The sequence below is a fragment of the Cetobacterium somerae ATCC BAA-474 genome, assembly GCF_000479045.1.
In the GTDB taxonomy this organism is placed as follows: domain Bacteria; phylum Fusobacteriota; class Fusobacteriia; order Fusobacteriales; family Fusobacteriaceae; genus Cetobacterium_A; species Cetobacterium_A somerae.
The window spans coordinates 30925-53116 of the sequence record NZ_KI518185.1 but is presented as its reverse complement, the minus strand read 5'-3'; the positions used below and the strand labels follow the sequence as shown (position 1 = coordinate 53116).

Here is a 22192-nt window from a genome sequence, read left to right as displayed (position 1 = left end):
TCATTAATAAAAGTTGTTAAAGTTTGTTCCATTAATAAAAGTCCTCCTAAAATTTAAATTCCAAAATAAATTATAGAGGATTTTGAAGTATAAGTCAAAGGAAATATAGGAATACAGGTAGAAATTTAGTGTTGTTTTTATGTAATTAAATTTCAATTAATATTTAATTTAATTACTTATTTGATGAAATTTATAAAAAGTAGTTTAAAAGAATAGGTAAAGTGTGGTATAATAACAACTTGAAAAAAGTTTTTCATACAATACTGTAAGACTCAAAGTTTACTATCTAGATTTTGAGTTTTTTTATTGTTATATAAGTTATAAGAGGAGAAGTATGAATTTAACATCACTACATTTTAAAATTTTGAGTTGTCTTGAAGCGAACAATTACTCATTAAATGAACTTTCTGAAATATTAAATATATCTGTTTTTAAGGTGAAAAGGTATATAAACGATATAGGGAATCTTTTAAAAGAAGAGGATACTTTAGGTATTCATGAAAAGTTAAAAAAAGATAGAGAGTTATTGGAAAAATTAAAGGAGTTTCAGACTTTTACTCCCAAAGAGAGAGAAAGCTATATTGTAATGAGCTTTTTTAAAAATAATACAATAAATTTAACATCTATAAGTGAAAGATTTTCTGTTACAAGACGAACTTTATCCAATGATATACAGAATTTAAAAAAAGAGTTGGAGTTTTTCTCTTTAAAAATTGTAGGTTATAACTCTTATGGAATCTCTTTAGAGGGGAATGAAAAAAATAAAAGAGAGTTTTTTGAGTTATATTTTCTAAAGTTATTTGTAGAGGAAAAATATCTTCCAAAAGAGTTTGAAAGCTTTTTTTTAGAACTGAATGAGATAAAAAAAGAGTATAAAGTTTCAAAAATTGTGGATATGATCTATAAAGTGTGTGAAAAATGGGAGATGCCTCGGAATACATATACAATTTTACATATAGAGATCTTAATCTATCTTGCTATAATACGAAAAGATTTTGAAGATGAAAGTGTAAAAACTGTGGATAGATCTATTGATTTAAGCGAATATACAGAGTTAAATGAAGTTTTAGAAAAAATAGAATTCTTTTCAAATTATGAAAGAGATTTTGTAAAAAAAATTTTTTTAAAAAGAAAAAAAATGAACTTCTTTCAAAATAATAGAGAAGAGGTTTTGGAGTTAAGAAACTTTATAGAATACTTAAGTAAAGTTTTAAAGATGGAGATACCTTTAAATGATGATCTTTTAATGAGGTTAACAATTGTACTTACTATGATGAAAATAAAGAGACTTTTTAATATCGTTGAAATATATATTTTTAACAATCAGGTAGCTGAGGATTATTTTAATAAATTAAAATTAGTTTCTAATTTAGTAAAAAAATATTATAAAAATATAGATAGTTTTGATAGAACAATTTTATCAATAACTATTTTAAATGAGATTAATAAAGATATTGAAAGAAAGATAGAAAACTTAAAAAATATTGTAGTTGTCTATAACTTCTTAAATATAGGGCTAGTGAAAGATATTTGTGAGGAGTTTAAAATTGAAAAACTTATGAAAAATATGAAGTTTGTATCTTATCGAGAGTTGGATTATTTTATAGAAACAAATAGTGTTAAGGGGATTGTGTTGTTTGAAGATATAAAATTAAATAAAAAGTACGATAATATAAAGCAGATTAGATTTAATCTACCTGTAACAAAGTTAGATAAATTTAAGTTAAGTGTGTTTTTAAAAAAGGAAGATGTTTAATAAATTAGTATACATATATTAGAAAATAACTATACTAAGGGGGAGACATGGAGAGAACACTTCTGATTATAAAGCCTGATGCTGTGGAAAGAAAACTAATTGGAGAGATAATCCAAAGAGTAGAAAGAAAAGGATTGGAGATTAAGGCTTTAAAAATGGAAAATATAACTGTAGAAAGGGCAGAGAAACACTATGAAATTCATAAGGGGAAAGAGTTTTATAATGGTCTCATAGAGTTTATCACATCTGGACCAGTTGTGCTTATGGTTTTAGAAGGAAAGGATTGTATAAGTATAGTGAGACATATGGCTGGAAGTACGTCTCCAGTGGATGCAGTTCCTGGGACAATAAGAGGGGACTTTTCAATGGATACTTTAAGAAATATTGTTCATACTTCTGATAGCGTAGAAACAAGCACAAGAGAGATTAAGAACTTCTTTAAAAATATAGACTAAGATATTTTGAAATATTTATCTATTTTAAAAAACTAGGAAAGAGAATAAATCCTTTGTATAACTTGATAACTTAATTTAAATAGGAGGTAGCTTTATGAAAAAATTTTTATTGAGCATGTTTTTACTTCTTGGAATGACATCTTTTGCACTAGAGCTGACAAGTAGTGGAATAAAGGATGGAGTTATTGAGAAAAAATATGGAACTTATGGAAAAGATCAATACCATGGAATGCCAACTCTTTCAATTCCTTTTGAATGGAAAAATGCACCTGCAGGAACAAAGCAGTTTGCTTTAGTAATAGAGGACTTTGATGCTGTAGAGGCAGTTGGAGTCATCTGGTTACACTGGTTAACTCTAATACCAGGAGATGCCAAGGCTTTACCTGAAAATGCCAGTACAACAGATTCAAAATTAATTCAAGGTGAAAATAGCTGGTGGTCTTTAATTGGTGGTAGTTTACCAAAAGAGGAAGTAGCTAGATATGGAGGACCTGTTCCACCTAATAAAACACATACTTATACAATAACACTATATGCTTTAGACAAAGAGATGGATTTAAAAAAAGGATTCTATTTAAATGAGTTATATGACGCTATAGATGGTCATGTTTTAGAAAAAACAGTTTTAAAAGCCAAATATATAAAAGAATAGTAAAACTAAAAAAGCTGAGTTCAATGAACTCAGCTTATATTTTTACTTGTCTAATAATGGCTTTGGTAAAGGCTTAGTTGGAGCTTCAACTGGCTCAGGAGTAGCTACTACAACCTCCTCAACAACTGCCTCTTGAACTACTACTTCTTCTTGAGGTTGAGTGCTTGAACATCCAACTAAGAATAAGCTAAAGAAAATGCTTCCTAATACTAATTTTTTCATATTAAAATCCCTCCTCGTATGTATTTGAAATTGCTTTCATTCCTTAATTATAGCACATTTTCATTAAGTTGTCTTCAAAATTCATAACCAACTATTGAATTTTTTAATAAAATATTTTTTTGCAAAAATTATAGTAAAAAAATATCCAGTAAGTATTAAAACAACCCAAATAAAGTAAGAAATAGGCATTGGTACGAATCCTAAAGTTCCGTTAATTTTAGAATATGGAACAAATAAAGCAAAAATCATAATAGCAGAAGTTAAAAGAATAACTTTTATATTGGCATTAGATTCAATAAAAGGTATTTTTCTAGTTCTAATAAGATGAATTATAAGAGTTTGAGATAAAATACTCTCTATAAACCAACCAGTATGAAAAAGAGCTTGTGTGGCAGGTGAATTAGCCTTAAATATATAAAACATAATCAAAAATGTAATAATATCAAAAATAGAACTTAAGGGTCCTATATAAACCATAAATTTTCCAACACTTTCAGCACTCCAATTTTTAGGTTTTAAAATATCCTCTGTATCAACATTATCCCAAGGGATAGAGATCTGAGAGATATCATAAAGTAGGTTTTGAAAAAGTATCTGTATAGGAAGCATTGGTAAAAATGGTAAAAAAGCACTGGCTAAAACAACACTAAATACATTTCCAAAATTTGAAGATGCTGTCATCTTTAGATATTTAATCATATTAGTAAATATTTTTCGACCAATTATAACACCCTCTAAAAGAACTGAAAGTTCCTTTTCTAAAAGTATTATCTGAGCTGACTCTTTAGCGATATCCATACCATTTTCAACTGAAATTCCAACATCACATTGTCGAAGAGCAGGGGCATCGTTTATTCCGTCACCCATATAACCAACGGTATTTCCCATCTCTTTTAAAAGTCTAACAACTCTAGCTTTATCAAGTGGTGAAAGCTTACAAAATATAGTTGTATCTTTTAAAAGTTTTTTTAACTCTAAATCATCAATAGCTTCCATGTAACTTCCATCAATAGCTCCTGTAACTTCAATTCCAATATCTTTACATATTTTTTGAGTAACTAGTTCATTATCTCCAGTTAAAATTTTAACATCTACTCCGTACTGATATAAAGATTTTAAAGTATCTCCTACACCCTCTTTAGGTGGATCTAAAAATCCTAGCATTCCAACAAAAGTTAAAGACTCCTCATCTTTATTGCTAAAGTTAAGATCCCTATCTTTGGGAAGTGTTTTTTTACCAATACCAATAACTCTCATTCCATCCTCATTTAAATTGGAAACAAGATTTTTGATTTTTTCTTCAATCTCATCTTTTATTTCAAACACCTGACCATCAATCTCTACAAAATTTGAGATATATAGCATCTCTTCAATGGCACCTTTAGTAATCATAGTTCTATTCTCATCACTATCTTCAACTATAACAGACATTCTTCTACGTTCAAAATCAAATGGTAGCTCATCAATTTTTTTATACTCGTTTTTTATAGAGTAATGTTCCTCTTCAAACTCTAAGATTGCTCTATCCATAAGATTTTTAAGTCCTGTTTGAAAATAACTATTTAAATATGCTAAATATAAAACATTATCATCATCAATACCTTTGAAATTTAAATACTTTACAACAGTCACTTTATCTTGGGTTAAAGTTCCTGTTTTATCTGTACATAGAATATTCATAGCCCCAAAGTTATGAATAGAATCAAGTTTTTTAACTATAGTTTTTTTCTTTGAAAGCTCAATAGCACCTTTAGTTAAGTTACCAGTTACAATCATAGGAAGCATCTCAGGAGTTAAACCAATGGCAACAGACAAGCTAAATAATAAAGATTCAAACCAAGCATCTTTTAAATAACCATTTATTAGAAAAACAATTGGTACCATAAAAATCATAAACTTAATTAAAAGTCTTGAAACATCATCAATTCCCTTTTCAAAACTAGTCTCTACTTTTGTGCTTTTTAAACTTTCACTAATAGTATTTAAAAATGTGTGTTTTCCAGTTCCAAGAACTATTCCAGTAGCAGCTCCACTTAAAACATTAGTTCCCATTAAAACTATGTTAGATAGATCAGAGATAGCTCCTGCTTTAACAAGTAGATTAGAGTATTTTTCCACAGGATTAGACTCTCCAGTTAATACAGATTGACTAATGAAAAGGTCTTTACTAGATACAATTCTAATATCTCCAGGAACAATATCTCCAGCAGTAAGTTTAACAATATCCCCAGGGACTAAGGTTTTTATATCAATTTCCATAGGAAGATTATCTCTAACTACTGTAACTTTAGTAACAATTAGATTTTTTAGTTTTTCAGCAGTTTTACTAGAACGATATTCTTGAATAAATTTAATAAGACTGCTTATTAAAATCATAGTTATAATTAAAATTATAGATATCCAGGAACGCTCAGTCTCTTTAACAAAAATAACATCAGTAAAAAGAGAAACAAAGGCTAAAGTTCCCAAAATAAAATTAAAAGGATTTAAAAAAGCGAGTAAAAGTTGGATATACCAAGGTTTTACTTTTTCTTTTGAAATCTCATTTAATCCAAATTTCTCTAAACGACTTATGGCTTCTTCATTTTTAATACCTCCTAAAGAGGTTTCTAAAGTCATAAAGACGGTTTTTATATCAGCTTCAGAAAATAGTTTTAACGTTCCATTTATACTATTTTCACTGTTATCAAAATTTTCATACAAAGTAATCATTCCTCCCAATAATAAAGATACCTTAAATAGTATTTACCAAAAAAAATACAGACTCCTTTAAAAATAAAAAAACAGTAAAAAAGATAAATAAAAAACGTTTTGTATAACAGTACAAAATTTAAAATATCAAAGTGAGGTGCCGTATGAAAGAGAAAGTTTTACTTTTGTTTTCCCTTCTAATTGTTTGTAGTAAGCTATCGTTTTCAGTAGCTTCAGAAGCTACAAATGAAAAAGAAGGACTAATTTTTTTTACAAATTTTAACTATTTTAAATCTAATGAACGGAATTTTAAAAATGTAAATGAAAAGGGAGATGTTGAATTAAATATAAGTGATGTAAAATCATTAAAAACACCAGAAACTCCCAAGCCTATTTTACCTCCTACACCAGTGATACAACCAACTCATGTAAAAGACACTACGACTATTCCAGAAAAACCAATAGTAAAGCCAGAAACAAAACCAAAGGTACCAGATAAACCGGTAATAACACCACCGCAAAACTTATATACTGATATTTTTTATAATAATGATTGGATTTATGATACTCATTCATATTTAACTCCAGGAGGAGATTTAATAGTTTCATCAAATAATAATCTTTTCACTGGAATGGGAGCTGTAGCAAGTGGATTTTCCATTGAAAATAATAACAATGTAACTATTGAAAATGGTAGTTCAACAACAAATCTAATAGGAATGTTATCTTTAGATAAAGGAGGTATTATAAATGGAGAAAAGGGAAATATAACTGTAGGAGGAAGTACGAATAATTTTGGAATGGTTGTTTTAGGAGGAGGAACTGGAGAGAACAAAGGTACTATAAATGTAAATGATGGAGCTTTTGGAATGTATACAAAGGATTCTACATTGTTAAATTCAAATAAAATAGTTGTTAATAATGGTGCTGGAATGATTTCTACAGAAACTGGAACAATAAAAAACACAGGGACAATAGAAACTTCAACATCATCTACAACTCCTGGTTTTGGAATGACAACATTTGGCACATCAACTGCTACAAATGCAGGAACAATTGTGGTAAATAATTCACAGATAGGTATGTTAAGCTTTGATTCAAGTAAATTAGTATCTAATGGAGTACTGGAAGTTAGTGGAGGAATAGGTGGATACGCTAGTGAAGCTGGACAGATGACAAATAATGGTGTTATAAATATTACTAATGGAGGAACAGGGATATGTATAGATGGACAAGGTCAAAATCAAGCACAAGGTTTTAATAATAGTAGTGGAACTATAAATGTTGAGAGTGGATCAATTGGTATGAGTGGTGTAAATAATGGAATTATAACTAATTATGGGAATATTAATCTTGTAACATCAAATACCAAAATAGCAACTTCAGAAACTAACCAAGAGGTTGGAATGTATGTAACTACAAATGGATTAGCAACAAATATGGGAGATATAAATGTAGGCAGCAATCAAATTGGAATGTACAATGAAGGAGCTTCAAACTCTAGAAATTACGGGAATATCTTAATTAGCTCTCAAGGAACAGGAGTAGTTTTAAATAATAGCACAAATGGAGGATCTACTTTTTTAAATGAAAATACAGGAGTTATAAAAGGTGATGCTATAACAGGGATTTTATTAGGTGGAGCTGGTTATGTTCAAAACTATGGAGATATAGATATTTCAAATGGAACAGCAGCAGTTATGGTAAATGGTACAGGAACAATATATAATTATCATAATATAAATATAACTAATACAAAATATGGTATGCTGTCATTAAATGGTGGAGGAATAATAAATGAAAATATATCTGGGTATACATCAAGTATAACTTCAGATAATAATGAAAATGCAAAGATGGCTGTAATAGGAAGTGGATATGCTTTAAATCAAGGAACGATAACTTCTGAGAATACTAAGTATATAATGTACCTGTCAGGAAATGGAAGTTTAAGAAATACAGGAACATTGACATCGAACATAACAAGTAATTATTCAACATACACAACTATGTATGGAGAAAAAGGTGGAACAATAACAAATGCAAAAAATGGTATTATAAATATAAATGGTGGAGATAGTAACTACGGTATGATAATTAGTGGATCAGGGCAACTTACAAATGATGGGACAATCAATGCTGGAAGTTATCAAAATGGTATTCTTATAACTGAGTCTGCAACTGGAATAAATAATGGAGATGTAAATTTTGGTATATATGGAACTGGGGTTAGTGTATATAACACAACAGCACAGGGAGAATTTACAAACTATGGAAATATAATAGGTGCTTCTTCAAACTATCAAGGTGGAACATACGGTATATATGCTTTTGGAGAGGGGAAAATATCAAATGCAGGACTTGTAAAACTAGATTATGGAGATGCAGCGATTATTATTTCAGGAGGTGGAACAGCAACAAATTTAAAAGGTGGAAAGATTGAGATAGCAAGTACAGATTATGGTATGTTTTCTACAAATGGAGCAACTATAGAAAACTATGGAGAGATTGAAGTGACACCTGATTATAATACATACAGTATAGGAAATAGTGCTATGTATGTTAGTGGATCATCTGGAGCAGCTATAAATAGAGGGGAGATTATTGTAGGAGGAGCATACTTTAATGCAATGGGAACAGCAGGGCTTACAACAATAAAAAATGATGCAGGTGGAACAATAACTATTTTAGATGGAGCAATTCAAAGTTTTGCATTTGACTTGGGAAGTGGAACAGCCACAAATGCAGGAACAGTAAATTTAGGAACTACAGGAGAGTTAGTAAATAATGGAACTTTATTTAATTATGGATATATAGATGCTCCAAATGGTATAAAAAATGGAGCTAATGGAATCTTAGTTATGGAGCAAGGTGGAACAACAAATACTACATTGAAAGAGGCAGTAGTTGGCCTAAGTTATGCTTCAAATATATATAATAGAGGAGATAAAGCTTTTGCAGCATTAAATTTAAAATTTAATGCAACAGGAATAACTTCTTACTCATATCTATATGACATAGGAAAAGATAATGATGAATTTTTAATAAGAAGAAAGGATTTTACAGAAATAACTGAAGGGAGTTTAGGTAAATTTTTAGAAGGTATATATTTTGATAGTGGAAACACTACTAAAGATAAATTTTTTAATATTTTAAGAAGTGCTCGAAATAGCTCTCAATACAATAGTTATTTAGATACTATTTTTGGTAGAGATATCTATCCTAATATAATATTCCAAACTAAAGATACTATAGAATATACAACAAACAGTATTTTAGATAATCTAGAAGACAAATTAACAAATAATAGAAAAAGTAGTTTCATTGTAGGGTATACTTTTGAGAAGTTTAGACAAAAAGGTTTCGATAGAGTAGAGGGTCACGACGATAATCTAAATGGATTTTATTTAGGAAAACAATATTATTTAAATGATTATAGTGACTACGGATTTGTATTTAGTTATACAAGATTAGATAGTGATTACTATTCAAATGCAGGAAAAAGAGAGGATAACTTTTTACAAGGGACAGCATTTATGAACTATACTAAAAATGATGTGAAGGGTGTTGGAGCTATGTATTTAGGTTTTGCAAAAGGTAATATAAAAAGAAACTTTGATTTGACATATATAGATTATGATGATAGTACACCTAAATATACAAATATTAATGATAGATATAAAGGAGATACTAAAAACTTTTATATAGGAACATCTGGGAAAATATCTAAAAGATATAATTTTTCTAGTTTATTTATAGAACCTGAAGCTAGTGCCTATTTAATGGGAGTCTTCCAAAATAAAATTAATGAATCAGGAGAAGAGTTCAATCTTCATGTAGACGAGTTAAATAGCTTCTTTAGTAAAGTAAAAACAGAGATTGGAGTTGGAAAAGTAATACCTATTCAAAATTATCAATTGACACTTAAAGTTATAGGAGGGCTTGGACAAGAGTTAAACAGTCCAAAAGATGATTTGAAAGTTAGTTTAAGAGAGGCTTCAGAAGATAAAGCTAAAATAAAAGTGGATAGAGAGAATCAGTTTTCAAAAGAGTTGGGAACAAAAATAAATTTAGAAAAGATAGGTGCGGATAGTTTAGAATTTTACGTTGATTATAGATATATTTTTGAAGATGATGACTCTTGGAAAGTTGGAGGGGGAGTTGTATATAAATTTTAGATAAAAAGGTTTTTTGAAAAAAATTTGTATATATAGGTATAATTGGGAAAAAGGAGAGTGTTTCACTATGGAAAATAAGAAAAAACTAGATGAACTAAAAGATGAGGCAAAGGAGAGCTTAAAAAAAGATGAGCCTGCTAAAAAAGAGGAAGTGGAGGACTTTTGGGATAGATTTAAAAAATTAGAGAAAATTTATAAAGATAACTTTGATAGACTAATTGCAGCAGAACTTTTAGATATAAAGATGCTACTATTTGAAATTGAAGAAAAGCATAAAGAAAAAGAGGAACACGAAAAAGAAGAGAAAGACAAAAAATAGTAAAAATTAAAAAAGGAGCTCTAAGCAAGCTCCTTCTTTTTATTACAAAAATCTTTATAGTCTTTTAAAACTTCAGCATAACCTCTAGCAACGTATCCAATTAAAGTGGCATCGTCAATCCAGCCAACTCCAGGAATTAAATCTGAAACAGCATCAATAGGAACGATAACATATATAATTGCAGCAGTTAAAATAACTAAATACTTTTTATCTAGTTTATATTTTCTGTTTTTTGTATCTTTTACTAAATTAATAATAAGAAGGAAATCTTCAGCACTAGCGCCTAAATTCATAGCTTTTTTCAAAGCTAGTTTTAAATCTTGAGAACTAATTTTTCTTCCTTGAAACTTTTTAAAAAATTTAATAATCAATTTATTCATAATATCTCTCCATTATAAAATTACACAATATTGTATAGTATAAAGCTTTTTCTGAATTAATTCAAGGAAAGATTTTTTATTAAAAGATTATTTTTGTAAAACCTTTAAAATCTCTCTAGCAACAGCAGCTCCAGATGCAGGGTTTTGTCCTGTAACTAATCTTCCATCAGCAACAGCGTACTCTCCCCAATTATCAGTTTTACTATATTTAGCCCCTCTTTTAACAAGTTCATCCTCTGTTAAATATGGAACAAGCTTATCAAGTTGAACCTCTTTTTCCTCACTATCAGAGAATCCTGTAACTTTTTTATCCTTTATTAAATACTCTCCAGAACTATCTTTTATATTTAACAGTCCAGCTAATCCGTGACAAACAGCTGAAACAATTCCACCATTGTTCCAAATACCAATAGCAATCTCTTGTAGTTTTTTATCATTAGGGAAGTCCCAAATAACTCCATGTCCTCCAGTATAATATATAATAGAGTAATCATTATAGTTAATATCTTTAGCAGGAACGGTAGTTCCAAGAGCGTTCATGAATTTTCGATCAGTATAAAATTTCCAATCTAAATCAGACATCATTTCAGGCTCAATACTATGTGGATCAATAGGTGTATATCCACCTAAAGGGCTAACATAAGTTACTTCAAAGCCATTGTTTTCCATAACTTCAACAAAGTGAACAGCTTCACCTAACCATAAACCTGTGGCTCTGTTAACATTTGAGTATTTTGAAACATTTGTAACAACAACTAAAACTTTTTTATTCATAAGAAAACCTCCTGAGAATATAGATGCAATAAAATGAAATCCATTTGAAATACTTTTACGAATTTTATATCTATATTCCTGTAAAAAATTCAAAGAGGATATCAGTATTTTTTTTGAATAAGAAAGAAAAAAGAGTCTAAGGAGGAAAAATGAAAAAAAGTGGAAATTTTATATTGAAAAGTGATAGTATTAAAGATGGTTATATTAAAGATGAGTTTGGAAAACATGGAGATCTATGGATAGATAATATGCCCTCAAAATCTTTAAGTTTAAAATGGGAAAATGCTCCAGAAGAAACAGAAAGTTTTTTGGTTGTTATGCAAGACTATGATGCAATTCCTGTAGCTGGGTTTTCTTGGATACACTGGATAGCACTAGTTCCAAAAAATTATACTGAATTAAAAGAGGATGCAAGTAGAATGGATAAAAATATAATTCAAGGAATAAATAGTTGGGCATCAAAGCTAGTTGGATTACCAAAAGAAAGAGCGACATTTTATGGTGGGCCAACTCCACCAGATAAAGACCATATATATGAAGTAAAAATATATGCCTTAGATAATATTCCAAATTTAAAAACTGGATTTTATTTAAATGAAGCTTATAAAGAGATAAAAGGTCATATATTAGAGGAAGCAGAAACAGAGGGGATATATAGAGTATAGGGAGGAGAAAAAATGTATAGTTGTGCAAATTGTAAAGTTCATGGGTGTAGAGAACAAAATTATGAAAAAATGCCTAAAAATTGTCCAAGTCGAGATAGAGAGTTTCAAGAGGAGAATAAACTCTTATATTTAGATGAGGAAAATTATAAATTAGCTCATAATTCAGCTTTAGTTGAAAGTGAAGGCTATTGTAGATTAACTAGGGTAGAAGAGATAATGGAGTTCGCTAAAAAAAATAACTTTACAAAAATAGGATTAGCATTTTGTGTTGGACTTAGAAATGAAGCTGAGATTTTTACAAAAATACTTAAAAATAGAGATTTTGAGGTATGTTCAATAATTTGCAAAAATGGTTCTGTGCCAAAGGAGTTTATAGGTATATCTGACTGTGAAAAGGTTAGACCTGGAACTAATGAGGTAATTTGTAATCCTATTGGTCAAGCAAGGCTTCTTAATAAAATGGGAACACAGTTAAATGTTATGTTAGGACTTTGTGTAGGTCACGACTCTCTTTTTATGAAGTATTCAGAGGCTCCAGCAACAGTTTTAGCTGTAAAAGATAGAGTTACAGGACACAATCCTTTAGCACCATTATATATATCAGATACATATTATCATAAAAAACTTTTTAAATAAAATTCGTTTTAAAGTGAATCAAAATGATAATTATATAAAAATTATATTTTGAAATGATACTTAAGTAGGGTATAATTGATATCATGAATAATAATATCCTAGGGAGGTACACACTATGAAAAAAGCGTTTTTATTTTTACTAGCACTTTCTACATTGAGTTATTCAGCACCAAAGACATCATATAGAACTGGAGTAGCCTTCGCATTAGGAGACTATTTTAACTCCCCAGCTACAAAGGTCTTAGAGGCTGGTAAAGTTGTACAACTAGAGGAGAATATATATGCTCAAAAAGTAAAGTATCAAGCATATAGTGATTTTGGTGGACAAATAGTTAAAGAAAAAATATTTATATTAAAAAAGATAGATTCTACATTTAAATTTGTAGAAAAGTTAGATGTAGGAGAGATAGAGTTATAAGAGAAATGGAGCTAATAATTAGCTCCATTTTATTTTTACAAATATCTTTAGTCCTATAATCAATTAATAATAAAAAATAAATATCAACTCTTTTCAGATTTCCCAATATATGATAACATGTATAGTAGGGGGTGGTATAATGAATACAACAGCTGCCAATATTCTTAAAATTTTATCTCAGAGCGAAATGTCTGTAGATGATATGCAGTTGTATTTAGAAGTAGAAAAGAGTTCTATAATAAAATCTATATTACAATTTAACGAATTTTTAAAATCAATTAATTTACCAACAATAGAAAAGAGTGAAAACTTATACTCTTTAAATCTTTCAAATCAACAAATGAAAACACTATTTAACAATTTCAACACATTAACATTAACAGAAAAAATAGATTACCTATATATTAAATTTATAGCTACAGGATTTCTGAATTTAGAAAAAGAGAAAGAAAATTTAGATATATCTAGAAGCACAATTTTAAGAGCTTTTAAAACTGTGAAAGAGACTTTTGCAAAAAATGGAACAACTTATGAATATGTCCATGGAAAAGGTTTAGTTTTAAAAAATTTAAGTCAAATTGATAAAGGAACTTTTTGTAAAAAATTAATGATATTTTTTATAGAGGAGGATATTCTAGTTCCAAGTAGAAAAAAACTATTAGATAGTATAAAAAAATTTGACACAAAAGAACGTATGGAAAAACTGTATCCTATTTTAAATAGTTCAGATATATCTATAAACTATGTTATGCTTTCTTTTGTTCATACTTTAGAAATTTGTGTTGATCTATTTGGAGGATTTAATTTTAAAATAGATAAAGACTCAAATATAGAGAAATTTATAAAATTAAAAAATTTAGTGTACAAACACGGCGCAGGTTTTAATGATGAATATAAAAAACAACTAGTGGAATTTTTATTTTCATTCTCCTATGAAGAGGGGCAAATGGATGGAACATTAATTAATAAAAGTTCAAAATTTATAGAGGATTTAAAAAAATATTTTAAGTTACAAATGTCAAATAAAGATTTATACAGATTACTTTTCAATAAAGTTTATCTTTCATTTTTTAAATTTGAGAATAATATTTTAAAAATTTCAAATTTAAAGAGAGATAAAGCTCAATTAAAAATTTTAGAAAAACTAGATAAATTTTTAGAGGAGTACTCATATAAAATGTATCTTGCTGATAAATATATAATAGCTTTTGTGCTGAAAACTATTATAATAGAGGAAAATCTTAGTGATATAAAAAATGTATTACTTCTATTTCAAGATGCAGTAATTAATAAAAAAAGTGCATTTAATGTATATTTAAAAAGATATATTCCAACTGTTAATTTTGATGTTGAACCAATACTATTTTATCAAAGAGATGTGGCTACTCTGAAAAAAAACTATGATATTATTATAAGTGATAGTAAAATATCTTATGATTCAATTTTAATTGATTCATATAGTAATATTAAAATTTATGAAATCTTAGAAAATCATGCTTTAAAAAGAGGATTAAATAAGGAGTAGTGTATGAGCACAGATAATGAAAAAATTCAGAGATTAATATCTATTGCAAAGTTGTATTATTTAGAAAATATGACTCAAAGTGAAATTGCAAAAATAGTTGGAGTTTCTCGTCCTTTAATTAGTAAATTTTTAACAGAGGCTAGAGAGTTAGGATTAGTAAAAATAGAAATAAATGATATTTTAAAAGATAATGTTCAAGAGAGTAGATCAGAGGAGTTATGTAAAAAGTATAATTTAAAAGATGTGTATATAGTTCCATCAAGTAGCAATAAAAATTTAAATGATCAGATATTTATGGATTACTCTTTAGAATATATTTTTAATCAGTATAAAAATAGTCAAATATTAGGTATTGGATGGGGAAATACAATAGGTGGAATTTTAGAAAGGATAGATAGTAAAGATCGACATATTTTTTCTGGAACTGTTGTGCCACTAATAGGAAATGCACCAGTTTCTCATAGAAATTATCATACAAATGAACTTATAAGAATGCTTTCAGAAAAAACTAATTTAATTTCAAAATATTTATATTTACCATTTTTATGTTCATCGAATATTGAAAAAGAGATGTTTTTAAAAACGGAAAATTTAAGAGAGGTTTCATATTATTGGAATAAAATAGATTGCTCAATAGTACAGATAAGAAATTTTCCATCAGCACCAGATTTAGCCACAGAAGCAAGATTTGGAAAAGTTTTACAAGAGGAGAAGGCTGTTGGAATATTTTTAAGTTATTACTTTGATATTAATGGAAATATTTTAAAAGGAGAAAATGATTTTTCCATTCAAATTACATTAGAAAGTTTAAAAAGTAATAAAAAAGTAATTGGTATAATAAATAAAAGAGTTCACCCATCAGCAGTTATAGGAGCTTTAAAAACAGGTTTTTTTACTCATATAATTATTGATAGTGATGTAGCTAATCTAATTTAAAAATAAATATATAATAAAATTTAAGAAGCTTGGGTAAGCTTCTTTTTTTATTAAAATTATTGAAATAAAAAAATTTGACATTTGTCAGAACAAAGGTTATATACATATTAAAAGAAAAAAATCTATTTTTAAGAGGTGAAGATATGATTATAACAAAAGAGAGATGGATAGCTATTTTTCAAAATATTTCAGAACTTATGATAGAGAATAAAGATATTTTATCACAGATTGATTCTAAATTTGGAGATGGAGACCACGGTATTACAATTGAAAGAATTGGAGTTGTTTTAGGTGATAAAGCCAAAGAGTGGAAAGATAAAGATCAATCTTTAAAAATGTTTTTTCAAGAGATTGGAGATACTGTTACAAATATAAATGGAGGATCTGCTGGACCACTTTATGGAACATATTTAAGTGGATTAGGTGAAGATTTAGATGAGGATATTGTTGAAGCTGATGGAAAAACATTAAAAAAAATACTAGACTCAGGATTAACAGAGTTACAATATTTAACAACAGCTAAAGTTGGAGACAAAACTATGATGGATACACTTATACCGGCTACAGAAGCAGCATTAAATGCAAGTGATGATATACTTGATATAGTAACAAAAGCTAAAGACGCTGCTCTTGAAGGAGCTGAGAAAAGTAAAGATTTTGTGAGTAAGTTTGGAAGAGCCAAAAGTTACAAAGAGCAAACAATAGGAACACCTGATGCAGGAGCAACAAGTTGTACATATATATTTTTAGGTTTATATGAAGGTTGCAAATAGATATTAACTTTAATTATATAAAATAGGAGGAGTTTTAATGAAAATGAAAAAGTTTATTAATGATCCATCAAAGTTAACATCAGAGTTATTAGAAGGACTAGCTTTAGCAAATAAAGATATACTAGAGTTAAAACCAAATAATCTAGTTGTATCAAAATCTTTAAAAGATGCCAATAGAGTTACTGTTGTAACTTTAGGGGGAGCAGGACATGAACCGGCTTTATCTGGGTTTGTTGGAGATGGAATGATTGATATTTCAGTAGTTGGAGATATATTTGCAGCTCCAGGTCCTCATGCCTGTATAGAAGCGATTAAAATGGCTGAAAAAGGACATGGTGTTTTATTTGTTGTTTTAAACCATGCAGGTGACATGTTAACAGCAAACTTAACAATGAAAGAGGCCAGAAAACAGGGATTAAATGTTATAAAAGTTGTAACTCAAGAGGATGTATCTAATGCTCCAAGAGAAAACAGTGATGATAGAAGAGGACTAGTTGGTTGTGTTCCAACATATAAAATTGCTGCAGCTGCAGCTAAAGCAGGAAAAACTTTAGAAGAGGTTGCAGAAATAGCTCAAAGATTTGCAGATAATATGGCGACAATTGCAGTTGCAGCTAGAGAAGCAACACATCCACAAACAGGGGCACCATTTGCTGACCTTGGGGATATAGATATGGAGATTGGAATGGGACAACATGGAGAGGGAGGAGGAGGGCGTCAACCTATGAAATCAGCAGATGAAACTGTTGAAATTATGATGGGAGCACTTCTTAAAGACTTGAATATAAAAACAGGGGAAAAACTTATGGTTATCATAAACGGATCTGGAGGAACTACTTTAATGGAGCAACTTATACTTTTCCGTGGATGTGTTAAATATTTAGAAAAGTTAGGAATTGAAGTTGTTGCCAATATGGTAGGAGAAATTTTAACAGTTCAAGAACAAGCAGGGTTCCAGATGTTTATAGCTAGAATGGATGAGGAGTTATTAGATTACTGGAATGTTTCTGCAAAAACACCATATTTTTCTAAATAATTAGGGGAGTGAACGAGGATGGCTGATTTAGATGGAAATAAAGTAGCAAAAGATTATGGAATAGATAAACCATTTCACAATCAATCTTTTTATATAAAAGGTATGGACAATATCGATTGGGGAATGAAAGATCGTCTATCAAAAATATTTAATCCGAAAACAGGGAAAACAGTTATGTTAGCTTTTGATCACGGATATATAATGGGGTCTACTTCTGGACTGGAAAGATTGGATTTGGTTTTACCAGATCTCTTAGAAGAGGTTGATTGTATAATGGGAACTAGGGGCGCTATAAGAACATGTGTTCCACCAATTTATAATAAAGGTGTTGCACTTAGATGTTCTGCTGGATCTAGTGTTTTAGATGATGATATGTCTTTTGAAGTTATAGGTGTAGATATAGATGATGCCATTAGAATGAATGCAAGTTGCATGGCTATTCAAACCTTTATTGGAGCACCTGGACAAAAGGATTCTATTGAGAATTTAGTGAAAACAATAGACGCAGGAAATAGATATGGAATTCCAACATTAGGAGTAGTTGCAGTGGGAAAAGATATGGAGAGAACAACAAAGTTTTTTCTATTAGCCACTAGAATGTTAGCTGAGTTTGGGTGTCAAATTATAAAAACTTACTATTGTGAAGATTTTGAAAAAGTGGTCGCAGCATGTCCAGTACCTCTTGTTGTAGCAGGTGGAAAAAAGCTTCCTGAAAAAGAGGCTCTAACATTAGTTTATAACGCTATAAGTAAAGGTGCTGCTGGTGTAGATATGGGACGGAATATATTTCAAGCAGAAAATCCTAAGGCTATGGCAAGATGTGTAGGAAAAATTGTTCATGAAAACTATAGTGATGCTGAAGCTTATAATCTTTATTTAGAATTAAAAGATAAAATTTAAGAAGTAGGAGGTATAAGATGTTTAAAAAATTTGTTCATATAGGAGCACCTACTGATAAAAAAATGCCAAATGAAGAGTATTGTGAAGATATGAAAGTATGGATTTCAGACCCAGAAAAGGATGAGTTTAAGTTTGAATATCTAAGATTTGAAAAAGACTCTTGGATGGCTAAAGAGATTCAGACTCAAACACATATTGCAGTTGAGGTAGAAAGTATTGAAAAAGTTTTACCAACATGTGATAAGGTTTTATTAGAACCAACTGTGGTAAATGAAAACTGCAAAATAGCTTTTGTTTTAAGAGATGGAGTTGTGTTAGAGTTGATGGAGATAAAATAAAAAGAATAAAAAAATTAATAGAAGAAATAGCAAGTTTTTTAAGTAAGTTAGTTTAAGAAAACTAAGTTTATAAAGACCAACATAAAAAAGTGAGGTGTTTTATGAAAGAAAAATTGCTATTTCTTTTTTCATTACTAATTATTTTAAATAAAACATCATTATCTAGTAATGATGATACAGGAGTTATATTTTTTACAAATTTTAATTATTTTAAATCAAATGAAAAAAACTTTAAAGATGTAGGAGTTGAAGATGAGGGACTATCTCTTATGATGAGTTCGTCAGATGAAAATCCAACAATCCCTCCTCTTATAAATCCAGATTCAGATAAACCTATTAAACCTGAAATACCAGTGCCACCTGATGAAAATATACCGCCTGTAAAACCTACAAATCCAGATAAACCAGAAATACCAGAAGATAAATATACAGAAATTTTCTTTGAAAATAATTGGATTTGGAATACTCATACATATGTTGATTCAGAAGATGTAATAGTTTCTTCAAGTAGTGGAATATTGACTGGTATGGGAGCTATTCAATCTGGATTTACAGCTGAGAATGTTAAAAATATTTTAGTAAATGGAGACAGCAGCGATATAAGTTATGTAGGTATGTTGTCTTTAAATGGAGCTAAAATAATAAATGGAGAAGAGGGAACTATAGTTGTAGAAGGAATTGGAAATGATGTGGGAATGGGAATTGTAGGAGAGGGAGAAGGAAGGAACTTGGGAACTATATCTGTTTCAAACTCTCAAACAGGAGTTGGAATTTATGTAACTGAGCAGGGAGTTGGAGAGAACATTGGAACAATCAATGTAGGAAATAAGCAGCTGGCTATGCTCGTAGAAAAAAATGGAAGTATATTTAACTCAGGGGTAATCTCTATAAATTCTCAAGGAATAGGTATGGTAGCAAATAATGCCAGTGAGGATTCATTTTTATTAAATGAAGAGAATGGAGTTATTAAAGGAGATGCCCAAGTAGGAATATTAATAAACGGTAACTCAAGTACTCAAAACTATGGAAAAATAGATATATCTAATGGTGTGGCAGGAATACTTGTAAACGGACAAGGAAGTAGTTATAACTTTTCGTCAATAAATTTAATAAATACAAGTTACGGGATGTTATCTCAAAATGGCGGTATTATAGTGAATGGAGGCAGTGGATATAATAGCACTATCACAACAGATAATACAGAGATTGCAAAAATGGCAGTTTTAGGTAGTGGAACAGCGTTGAATTATAATACTTTGAACTCTGAAAATGTAAAATATACAATGTATTTATCAGGAACAGGAAATATAACAAACTATGGAACAGTGTCACTAAAATTAGCAGATGAATTTGAACAATCAGTAGTTATTTATGGTGAGAATGGTGGATCTATTGTCAACTATCAAGGAGCAACGATAACGATAGATGGTGGAGTAGATAATTATGGGATTGTTATGAATAATTCAGGAAATGTAGTAAATAACGGAATTATAAATGCAGGAGCATATCAACATGGAGTTTTACTATCAGGAGACGCCACAGGGACAAATAATGGAGACATAAATATCTCTGTTTTAGGATCAGGAGTTGTTTTATATAATACAACAGCCAATAGTCTATTTAGAAACTTTGGAACAATTAAAGATGGATATCAAGGGCAAGGAGCTTATTATGGTATTGTTTCTAATGGTGCTGGAAGTATAGAGAATAATGGGATAATAAATTTAACAAATGGAACAGCAGCAATCTCTATTTCAGGAAGTGGAACAGCAACAAATACAAGTTCAGGAGAGATAGCGATAAAAAAAACAAAGTATGGAATGTATGGTAAAAATGGAGCAGCAATAATAAATGAAGGGACAATAACATACACGCCTGTTTTTGGAGTGTATTCAGGTACTAATGGTGGAATGTATGTAAATGGAAGTGGCAGTGCTTTAAATAATGGAACGATAACAATAGGTGGTTCTAATATTAATGCCATGGCATCTTCAGGAAATTTATCGTTAGTAAATGGAGGCAGCGGTACAATAAACATATTAGATGGAGCAGTAGATAACTTTGCATTTAATGTTTCAGGAGGAACAGCAACAAATAAAGGAATTGTAAATTTGGGAAACTCAGGTAGTTTAATATCTGGAGGAACTCTATTTAATTATGGAGATATTATAGCTTCTAAAGGAATAACAAATGGTCCTAATGGGAAATTAGTTATGGAAAAAGGAGGAACTACAAATACAGCACTACAAATGGCAACATTGGGTTTGAGTTATGCTCAGGCTAAATATAGTGCAGAAGATAGTTCTTTTGCACTTGTCCCACTTTCTTTTGATGCTCAAAATTTTGAATCTTACTCATATCTATATGATGTCACTTCAAGTGAAGATTCAGTATATATGAGAAGAAAAGATTTTAGAGAGATTACAGAAATAGAAGTTGGTGAATTTTTAGAAAAAATATACTATGATAGCGATAACTCATCTAAAGATAAGTTTTTTGATATATTAAGAAGTTCTAAAAATATAAATCAGTATAATTACTATTTAGATAAATTTTTTGGTAGAGATTTATATCCGGCTATTATATTTCAAACAAGAGATAGTATAATTTATACCACTGAAGATATATTAGAAAATTTAAATCAAAAGCTTAGAAATGATAGAAAAAGTAGTTATATAGTTGGATATACTTTTGAAAGATTCAGACAAAAAGGGTTTGATCGTGTAGAAGGACATGATGATAGTTTAAATGGATTTTATTTAGGTAAGCAGTTCTATTTAGATAAAAAATCAGATTATGGATTAGTCTTTAGTTATACTAGGTTAGATAGTGATTATAAATCTAATGTTGGAGAGAGAGAGGATAATTTTCTTCAAGGAACAGCATTTTTAAATTATGACTACGAAGATGTAAAAGCTATAAGCACTTTATATTTAGGTTTTTCTAAAGGTGATATAAAAAGAAAGTTTAACTTAAGTTATTTAAATTATCAAGATTTTGCTCCTATGTATGAAGAGATAAATGAGAAGTATAAAGGAAATACTAAAAACTTTTATGTTGGAACTTCAGGAAAAATATCCAAAAGATATAATGTTTCTAATTTTTTCTTAGAGCCAGAACTTGGTGCCCATGCAATGGGTATATTCCAAAATAAAATAAATGAGTCAGGTGGAGAGTATGAATTAAAGGTTGATGAATTAAATAGATTCTTTGGAAAAGTAAAAGCTCAAGTTGGGATAGGAAAAGTTTTTAATCCAAAAAGTTACATGTTAACTCTTAAATTGATGGGTGGATTAGGACAAGAGATAAATAGTTCAAATGATGATTTAAAAGTAAGTTTGAAAAATGTAGAGAATGAGAAGGTAAAAATAAAAGTAGATAGAGAAAATCAATTTTCTAAAGAAGTTGGATTAAAAGTTGATATAGAAAAAATAGATATTAGTAGTCTTGATTTATATATAGATTATAGATATATATTTGAAGATGAAAATTCGTGGAAAATTGGTGCTGGTTTAAGTTATAGATTCTAAAAAAAAGG

General features: G+C 29.3%; 19 protein-coding genes. 15 read left to right on the top strand and 4 right to left on the bottom strand.

What is annotated here, in order from left to right:
* Positions 1-334: 334 nt before the first annotated feature.
* The 3 genes from HMPREF0202_RS10300 (at position 335) to HMPREF0202_RS10290 (ending at position 2863) form a co-directional block, all read left to right on the top strand.
* Positions 335-1756, top strand: coding sequence for an HTH domain-containing protein (locus HMPREF0202_RS10300; RefSeq protein WP_023050734.1), 1422 nt, complete (start codon positions 335-337; stop codon positions 1754-1756).
* A 47-nt stretch (positions 1757-1803) separates the two neighbouring features.
* The gene (gene ndk / locus HMPREF0202_RS10295) at positions 1804-2211 is read left to right on the top strand and encodes a nucleoside-diphosphate kinase (RefSeq protein ID WP_023050733.1); all 408 of its coding nucleotides are present in this window, start codon (positions 1804-1806) and stop codon (positions 2209-2211) included.
* A 94-nt stretch (positions 2212-2305) separates the two neighbouring features.
* Positions 2306-2863, top strand: coding sequence for a YbhB/YbcL family Raf kinase inhibitor-like protein (locus HMPREF0202_RS10290; RefSeq protein ID WP_023050732.1), 558 nt, complete (start codon positions 2306-2308; stop codon positions 2861-2863).
* Between the two features lie 42 nt (positions 2864-2905).
* On the opposite strand, the gene HMPREF0202_RS10285 is transcribed toward HMPREF0202_RS10290, so the two are convergent.
* The gene (locus HMPREF0202_RS10285; protein ID WP_023050731.1) at positions 2906-3085 is read right to left on the bottom strand and encodes a hypothetical protein; all 180 of its coding nucleotides are present in this window, start codon (positions 3083-3085) and stop codon (positions 2906-2908) included.
* Positions 3086-3166: 81 nt separating this feature from the next.
* Positions 3167-5788, bottom strand: coding sequence for a magnesium-translocating P-type ATPase (gene mgtA / locus HMPREF0202_RS10280; protein ID WP_245576460.1), 2622 nt, complete (start codon positions 5786-5788; stop codon positions 3167-3169).
* Positions 5789-5940: 152 nt separating this feature from the next.
* On the opposite strand from mgtA, the gene HMPREF0202_RS10275 reads away from it, so the two are divergent.
* Together HMPREF0202_RS10275 and HMPREF0202_RS10270 are read left to right on the top strand one after the other, a co-directional pair.
* A complete protein-coding gene (locus HMPREF0202_RS10275; protein ID WP_023050729.1) occupies positions 5941-9954 on the top strand; it encodes an autotransporter outer membrane beta-barrel domain-containing protein in 4014 nt (1337 codons plus the stop codon).
* A gap of 67 nt (positions 9955-10021) precedes the next feature.
* Complete coding sequence (locus HMPREF0202_RS10270) at positions 10022-10273, top strand: hypothetical protein (protein ID WP_023050728.1); 252 nt, start codon at positions 10022-10024, stop codon at positions 10271-10273.
* 20 nt (positions 10274-10293) lie between these two features.
* Here HMPREF0202_RS10270 and HMPREF0202_RS10265 read toward each other — a convergent pair whose 3' ends face one another.
* A complete protein-coding gene (locus tag HMPREF0202_RS10265; RefSeq protein WP_023050727.1) occupies positions 10294-10653 on the bottom strand; it encodes a YkvA family protein in 360 nt (119 codons plus the stop codon).
* 87 nt (positions 10654-10740) lie between these two features.
* Positions 10741-11427, bottom strand: coding sequence for a type 1 glutamine amidotransferase domain-containing protein (locus tag HMPREF0202_RS10260; RefSeq protein ID WP_040407228.1), 687 nt, complete (start codon positions 11425-11427; stop codon positions 10741-10743).
* 149 nt (positions 11428-11576) lie between these two features.
* Between HMPREF0202_RS10260 and HMPREF0202_RS10255 the strand changes: the two genes are divergently transcribed.
* The 10 genes from HMPREF0202_RS10255 (at position 11577) to HMPREF0202_RS10210 (ending at position 22184) form a co-directional block, all read left to right on the top strand.
* Positions 11577-12092, top strand: a complete 516-nt coding sequence (locus tag HMPREF0202_RS10255) for a YbhB/YbcL family Raf kinase inhibitor-like protein (protein ID WP_023050725.1) — start codon at positions 11577-11579, stop codon at positions 12090-12092.
* 12 nt (positions 12093-12104) lie between these two features.
* Entirely contained in the window at positions 12105-12728 is a 624-nt protein-coding gene (locus tag HMPREF0202_RS10250) for a DUF1847 domain-containing protein (protein ID WP_023050724.1), read from the top strand.
* Between the two features lie 115 nt (positions 12729-12843).
* Positions 12844-13146 carry a hypothetical protein gene (locus HMPREF0202_RS10245; protein ID WP_023050723.1) on the top strand — a complete coding sequence of 101 codons (303 nt, stop codon included), beginning with the start codon at positions 12844-12846 and terminating at the stop codon, positions 13144-13146.
* 139 nt (positions 13147-13285) lie between these two features.
* Entirely contained in the window at positions 13286-14671 is a 1386-nt protein-coding gene (locus tag HMPREF0202_RS10240; RefSeq protein ID WP_040407226.1) for a hypothetical protein, read from the top strand.
* Between the two features lie 3 nt (positions 14672-14674).
* The gene (locus HMPREF0202_RS10235; protein ID WP_023050721.1) at positions 14675-15607 is read left to right on the top strand and encodes a sugar-binding transcriptional regulator; all 933 of its coding nucleotides are present in this window, start codon (positions 14675-14677) and stop codon (positions 15605-15607) included.
* Positions 15608-15750: 143 nt separating this feature from the next.
* Entirely contained in the window at positions 15751-16380 is a 630-nt protein-coding gene (locus HMPREF0202_RS10230) for a dihydroxyacetone kinase subunit L (protein WP_040407224.1), read from the top strand.
* A gap of 37 nt (positions 16381-16417) precedes the next feature.
* Entirely contained in the window at positions 16418-17416 is a 999-nt protein-coding gene (locus tag HMPREF0202_RS10225) for a dihydroxyacetone kinase subunit DhaK (protein WP_023050719.1), read from the top strand.
* 18 nt (positions 17417-17434) lie between these two features.
* Positions 17435-18316, top strand: a complete 882-nt coding sequence (gene lsrF / locus HMPREF0202_RS10220; protein ID WP_023050718.1) for a 3-hydroxy-5-phosphonooxypentane-2,4-dione thiolase — start codon at positions 17435-17437, stop codon at positions 18314-18316.
* A 17-nt stretch (positions 18317-18333) separates the two neighbouring features.
* A complete protein-coding gene (locus HMPREF0202_RS10215) occupies positions 18334-18654 on the top strand; it encodes a hypothetical protein (protein ID WP_023050717.1) in 321 nt (106 codons plus the stop codon).
* A gap of 101 nt (positions 18655-18755) precedes the next feature.
* Positions 18756-22184 carry an autotransporter outer membrane beta-barrel domain-containing protein gene (locus HMPREF0202_RS10210; protein WP_023050716.1) on the top strand — a complete coding sequence of 1143 codons (3429 nt, stop codon included), beginning with the start codon at positions 18756-18758 and terminating at the stop codon, positions 22182-22184.
* The last annotated feature ends 8 nt before the right edge of the window (positions 22185-22192 follow it).

Coding starts and splice junctions, on each gene's coding strand:
- HMPREF0202_RS10300 (WP_023050734.1), top strand. CDS start 335: ATGAATTTAACATCACTACATTTTAAAATTTTGAGTTGTCTTGAAGCG.
- ndk (WP_023050733.1), top strand. CDS start 1,804: ATGGAGAGAACACTTCTGATTATAAAGCCTGATGCTGTGGAAAGAAAA.
- HMPREF0202_RS10290 (WP_023050732.1), top strand. CDS start 2,306: ATGAAAAAATTTTTATTGAGCATGTTTTTACTTCTTGGAATGACATCT.
- HMPREF0202_RS10285 (WP_023050731.1), bottom strand. CDS start 3,085: ATGAAAAAATTAGTATTAGGAAGCATTTTCTTTAGCTTATTCTTAGTT.
- HMPREF0202_RS10275 (WP_023050729.1), top strand. CDS start 5,941: ATGAAAGAGAAAGTTTTACTTTTGTTTTCCCTTCTAATTGTTTGTAGT.
- HMPREF0202_RS10270 (WP_023050728.1), top strand. CDS start 10,022: ATGGAAAATAAGAAAAAACTAGATGAACTAAAAGATGAGGCAAAGGAG.
- HMPREF0202_RS10265 (WP_023050727.1), bottom strand. CDS start 10,653: ATGAATAAATTGATTATTAAATTTTTTAAAAAGTTTCAAGGAAGAAAA.
- HMPREF0202_RS10260 (WP_040407228.1), bottom strand. CDS start 11,427: ATGAATAAAAAAGTTTTAGTTGTTGTTACAAATGTTTCAAAATACTCA.
- HMPREF0202_RS10255 (WP_023050725.1), top strand. CDS start 11,577: ATGAAAAAAAGTGGAAATTTTATATTGAAAAGTGATAGTATTAAAGAT.
- HMPREF0202_RS10250 (WP_023050724.1), top strand. CDS start 12,105: ATGTATAGTTGTGCAAATTGTAAAGTTCATGGGTGTAGAGAACAAAAT.
- HMPREF0202_RS10245 (WP_023050723.1), top strand. CDS start 12,844: ATGAAAAAAGCGTTTTTATTTTTACTAGCACTTTCTACATTGAGTTAT.
- HMPREF0202_RS10240 (WP_040407226.1), top strand. CDS start 13,286: ATGAATACAACAGCTGCCAATATTCTTAAAATTTTATCTCAGAGCGAA.
- HMPREF0202_RS10235 (WP_023050721.1), top strand. CDS start 14,675: ATGAGCACAGATAATGAAAAAATTCAGAGATTAATATCTATTGCAAAG.
- HMPREF0202_RS10230 (WP_040407224.1), top strand. CDS start 15,751: ATGATTATAACAAAAGAGAGATGGATAGCTATTTTTCAAAATATTTCA.
- HMPREF0202_RS10225 (WP_023050719.1), top strand. CDS start 16,418: ATGAAAATGAAAAAGTTTATTAATGATCCATCAAAGTTAACATCAGAG.
- lsrF (WP_023050718.1), top strand. CDS start 17,435: ATGGCTGATTTAGATGGAAATAAAGTAGCAAAAGATTATGGAATAGAT.
- HMPREF0202_RS10215 (WP_023050717.1), top strand. CDS start 18,334: ATGTTTAAAAAATTTGTTCATATAGGAGCACCTACTGATAAAAAAATG.
- HMPREF0202_RS10210 (WP_023050716.1), top strand. CDS start 18,756: ATGAAAGAAAAATTGCTATTTCTTTTTTCATTACTAATTATTTTAAAT.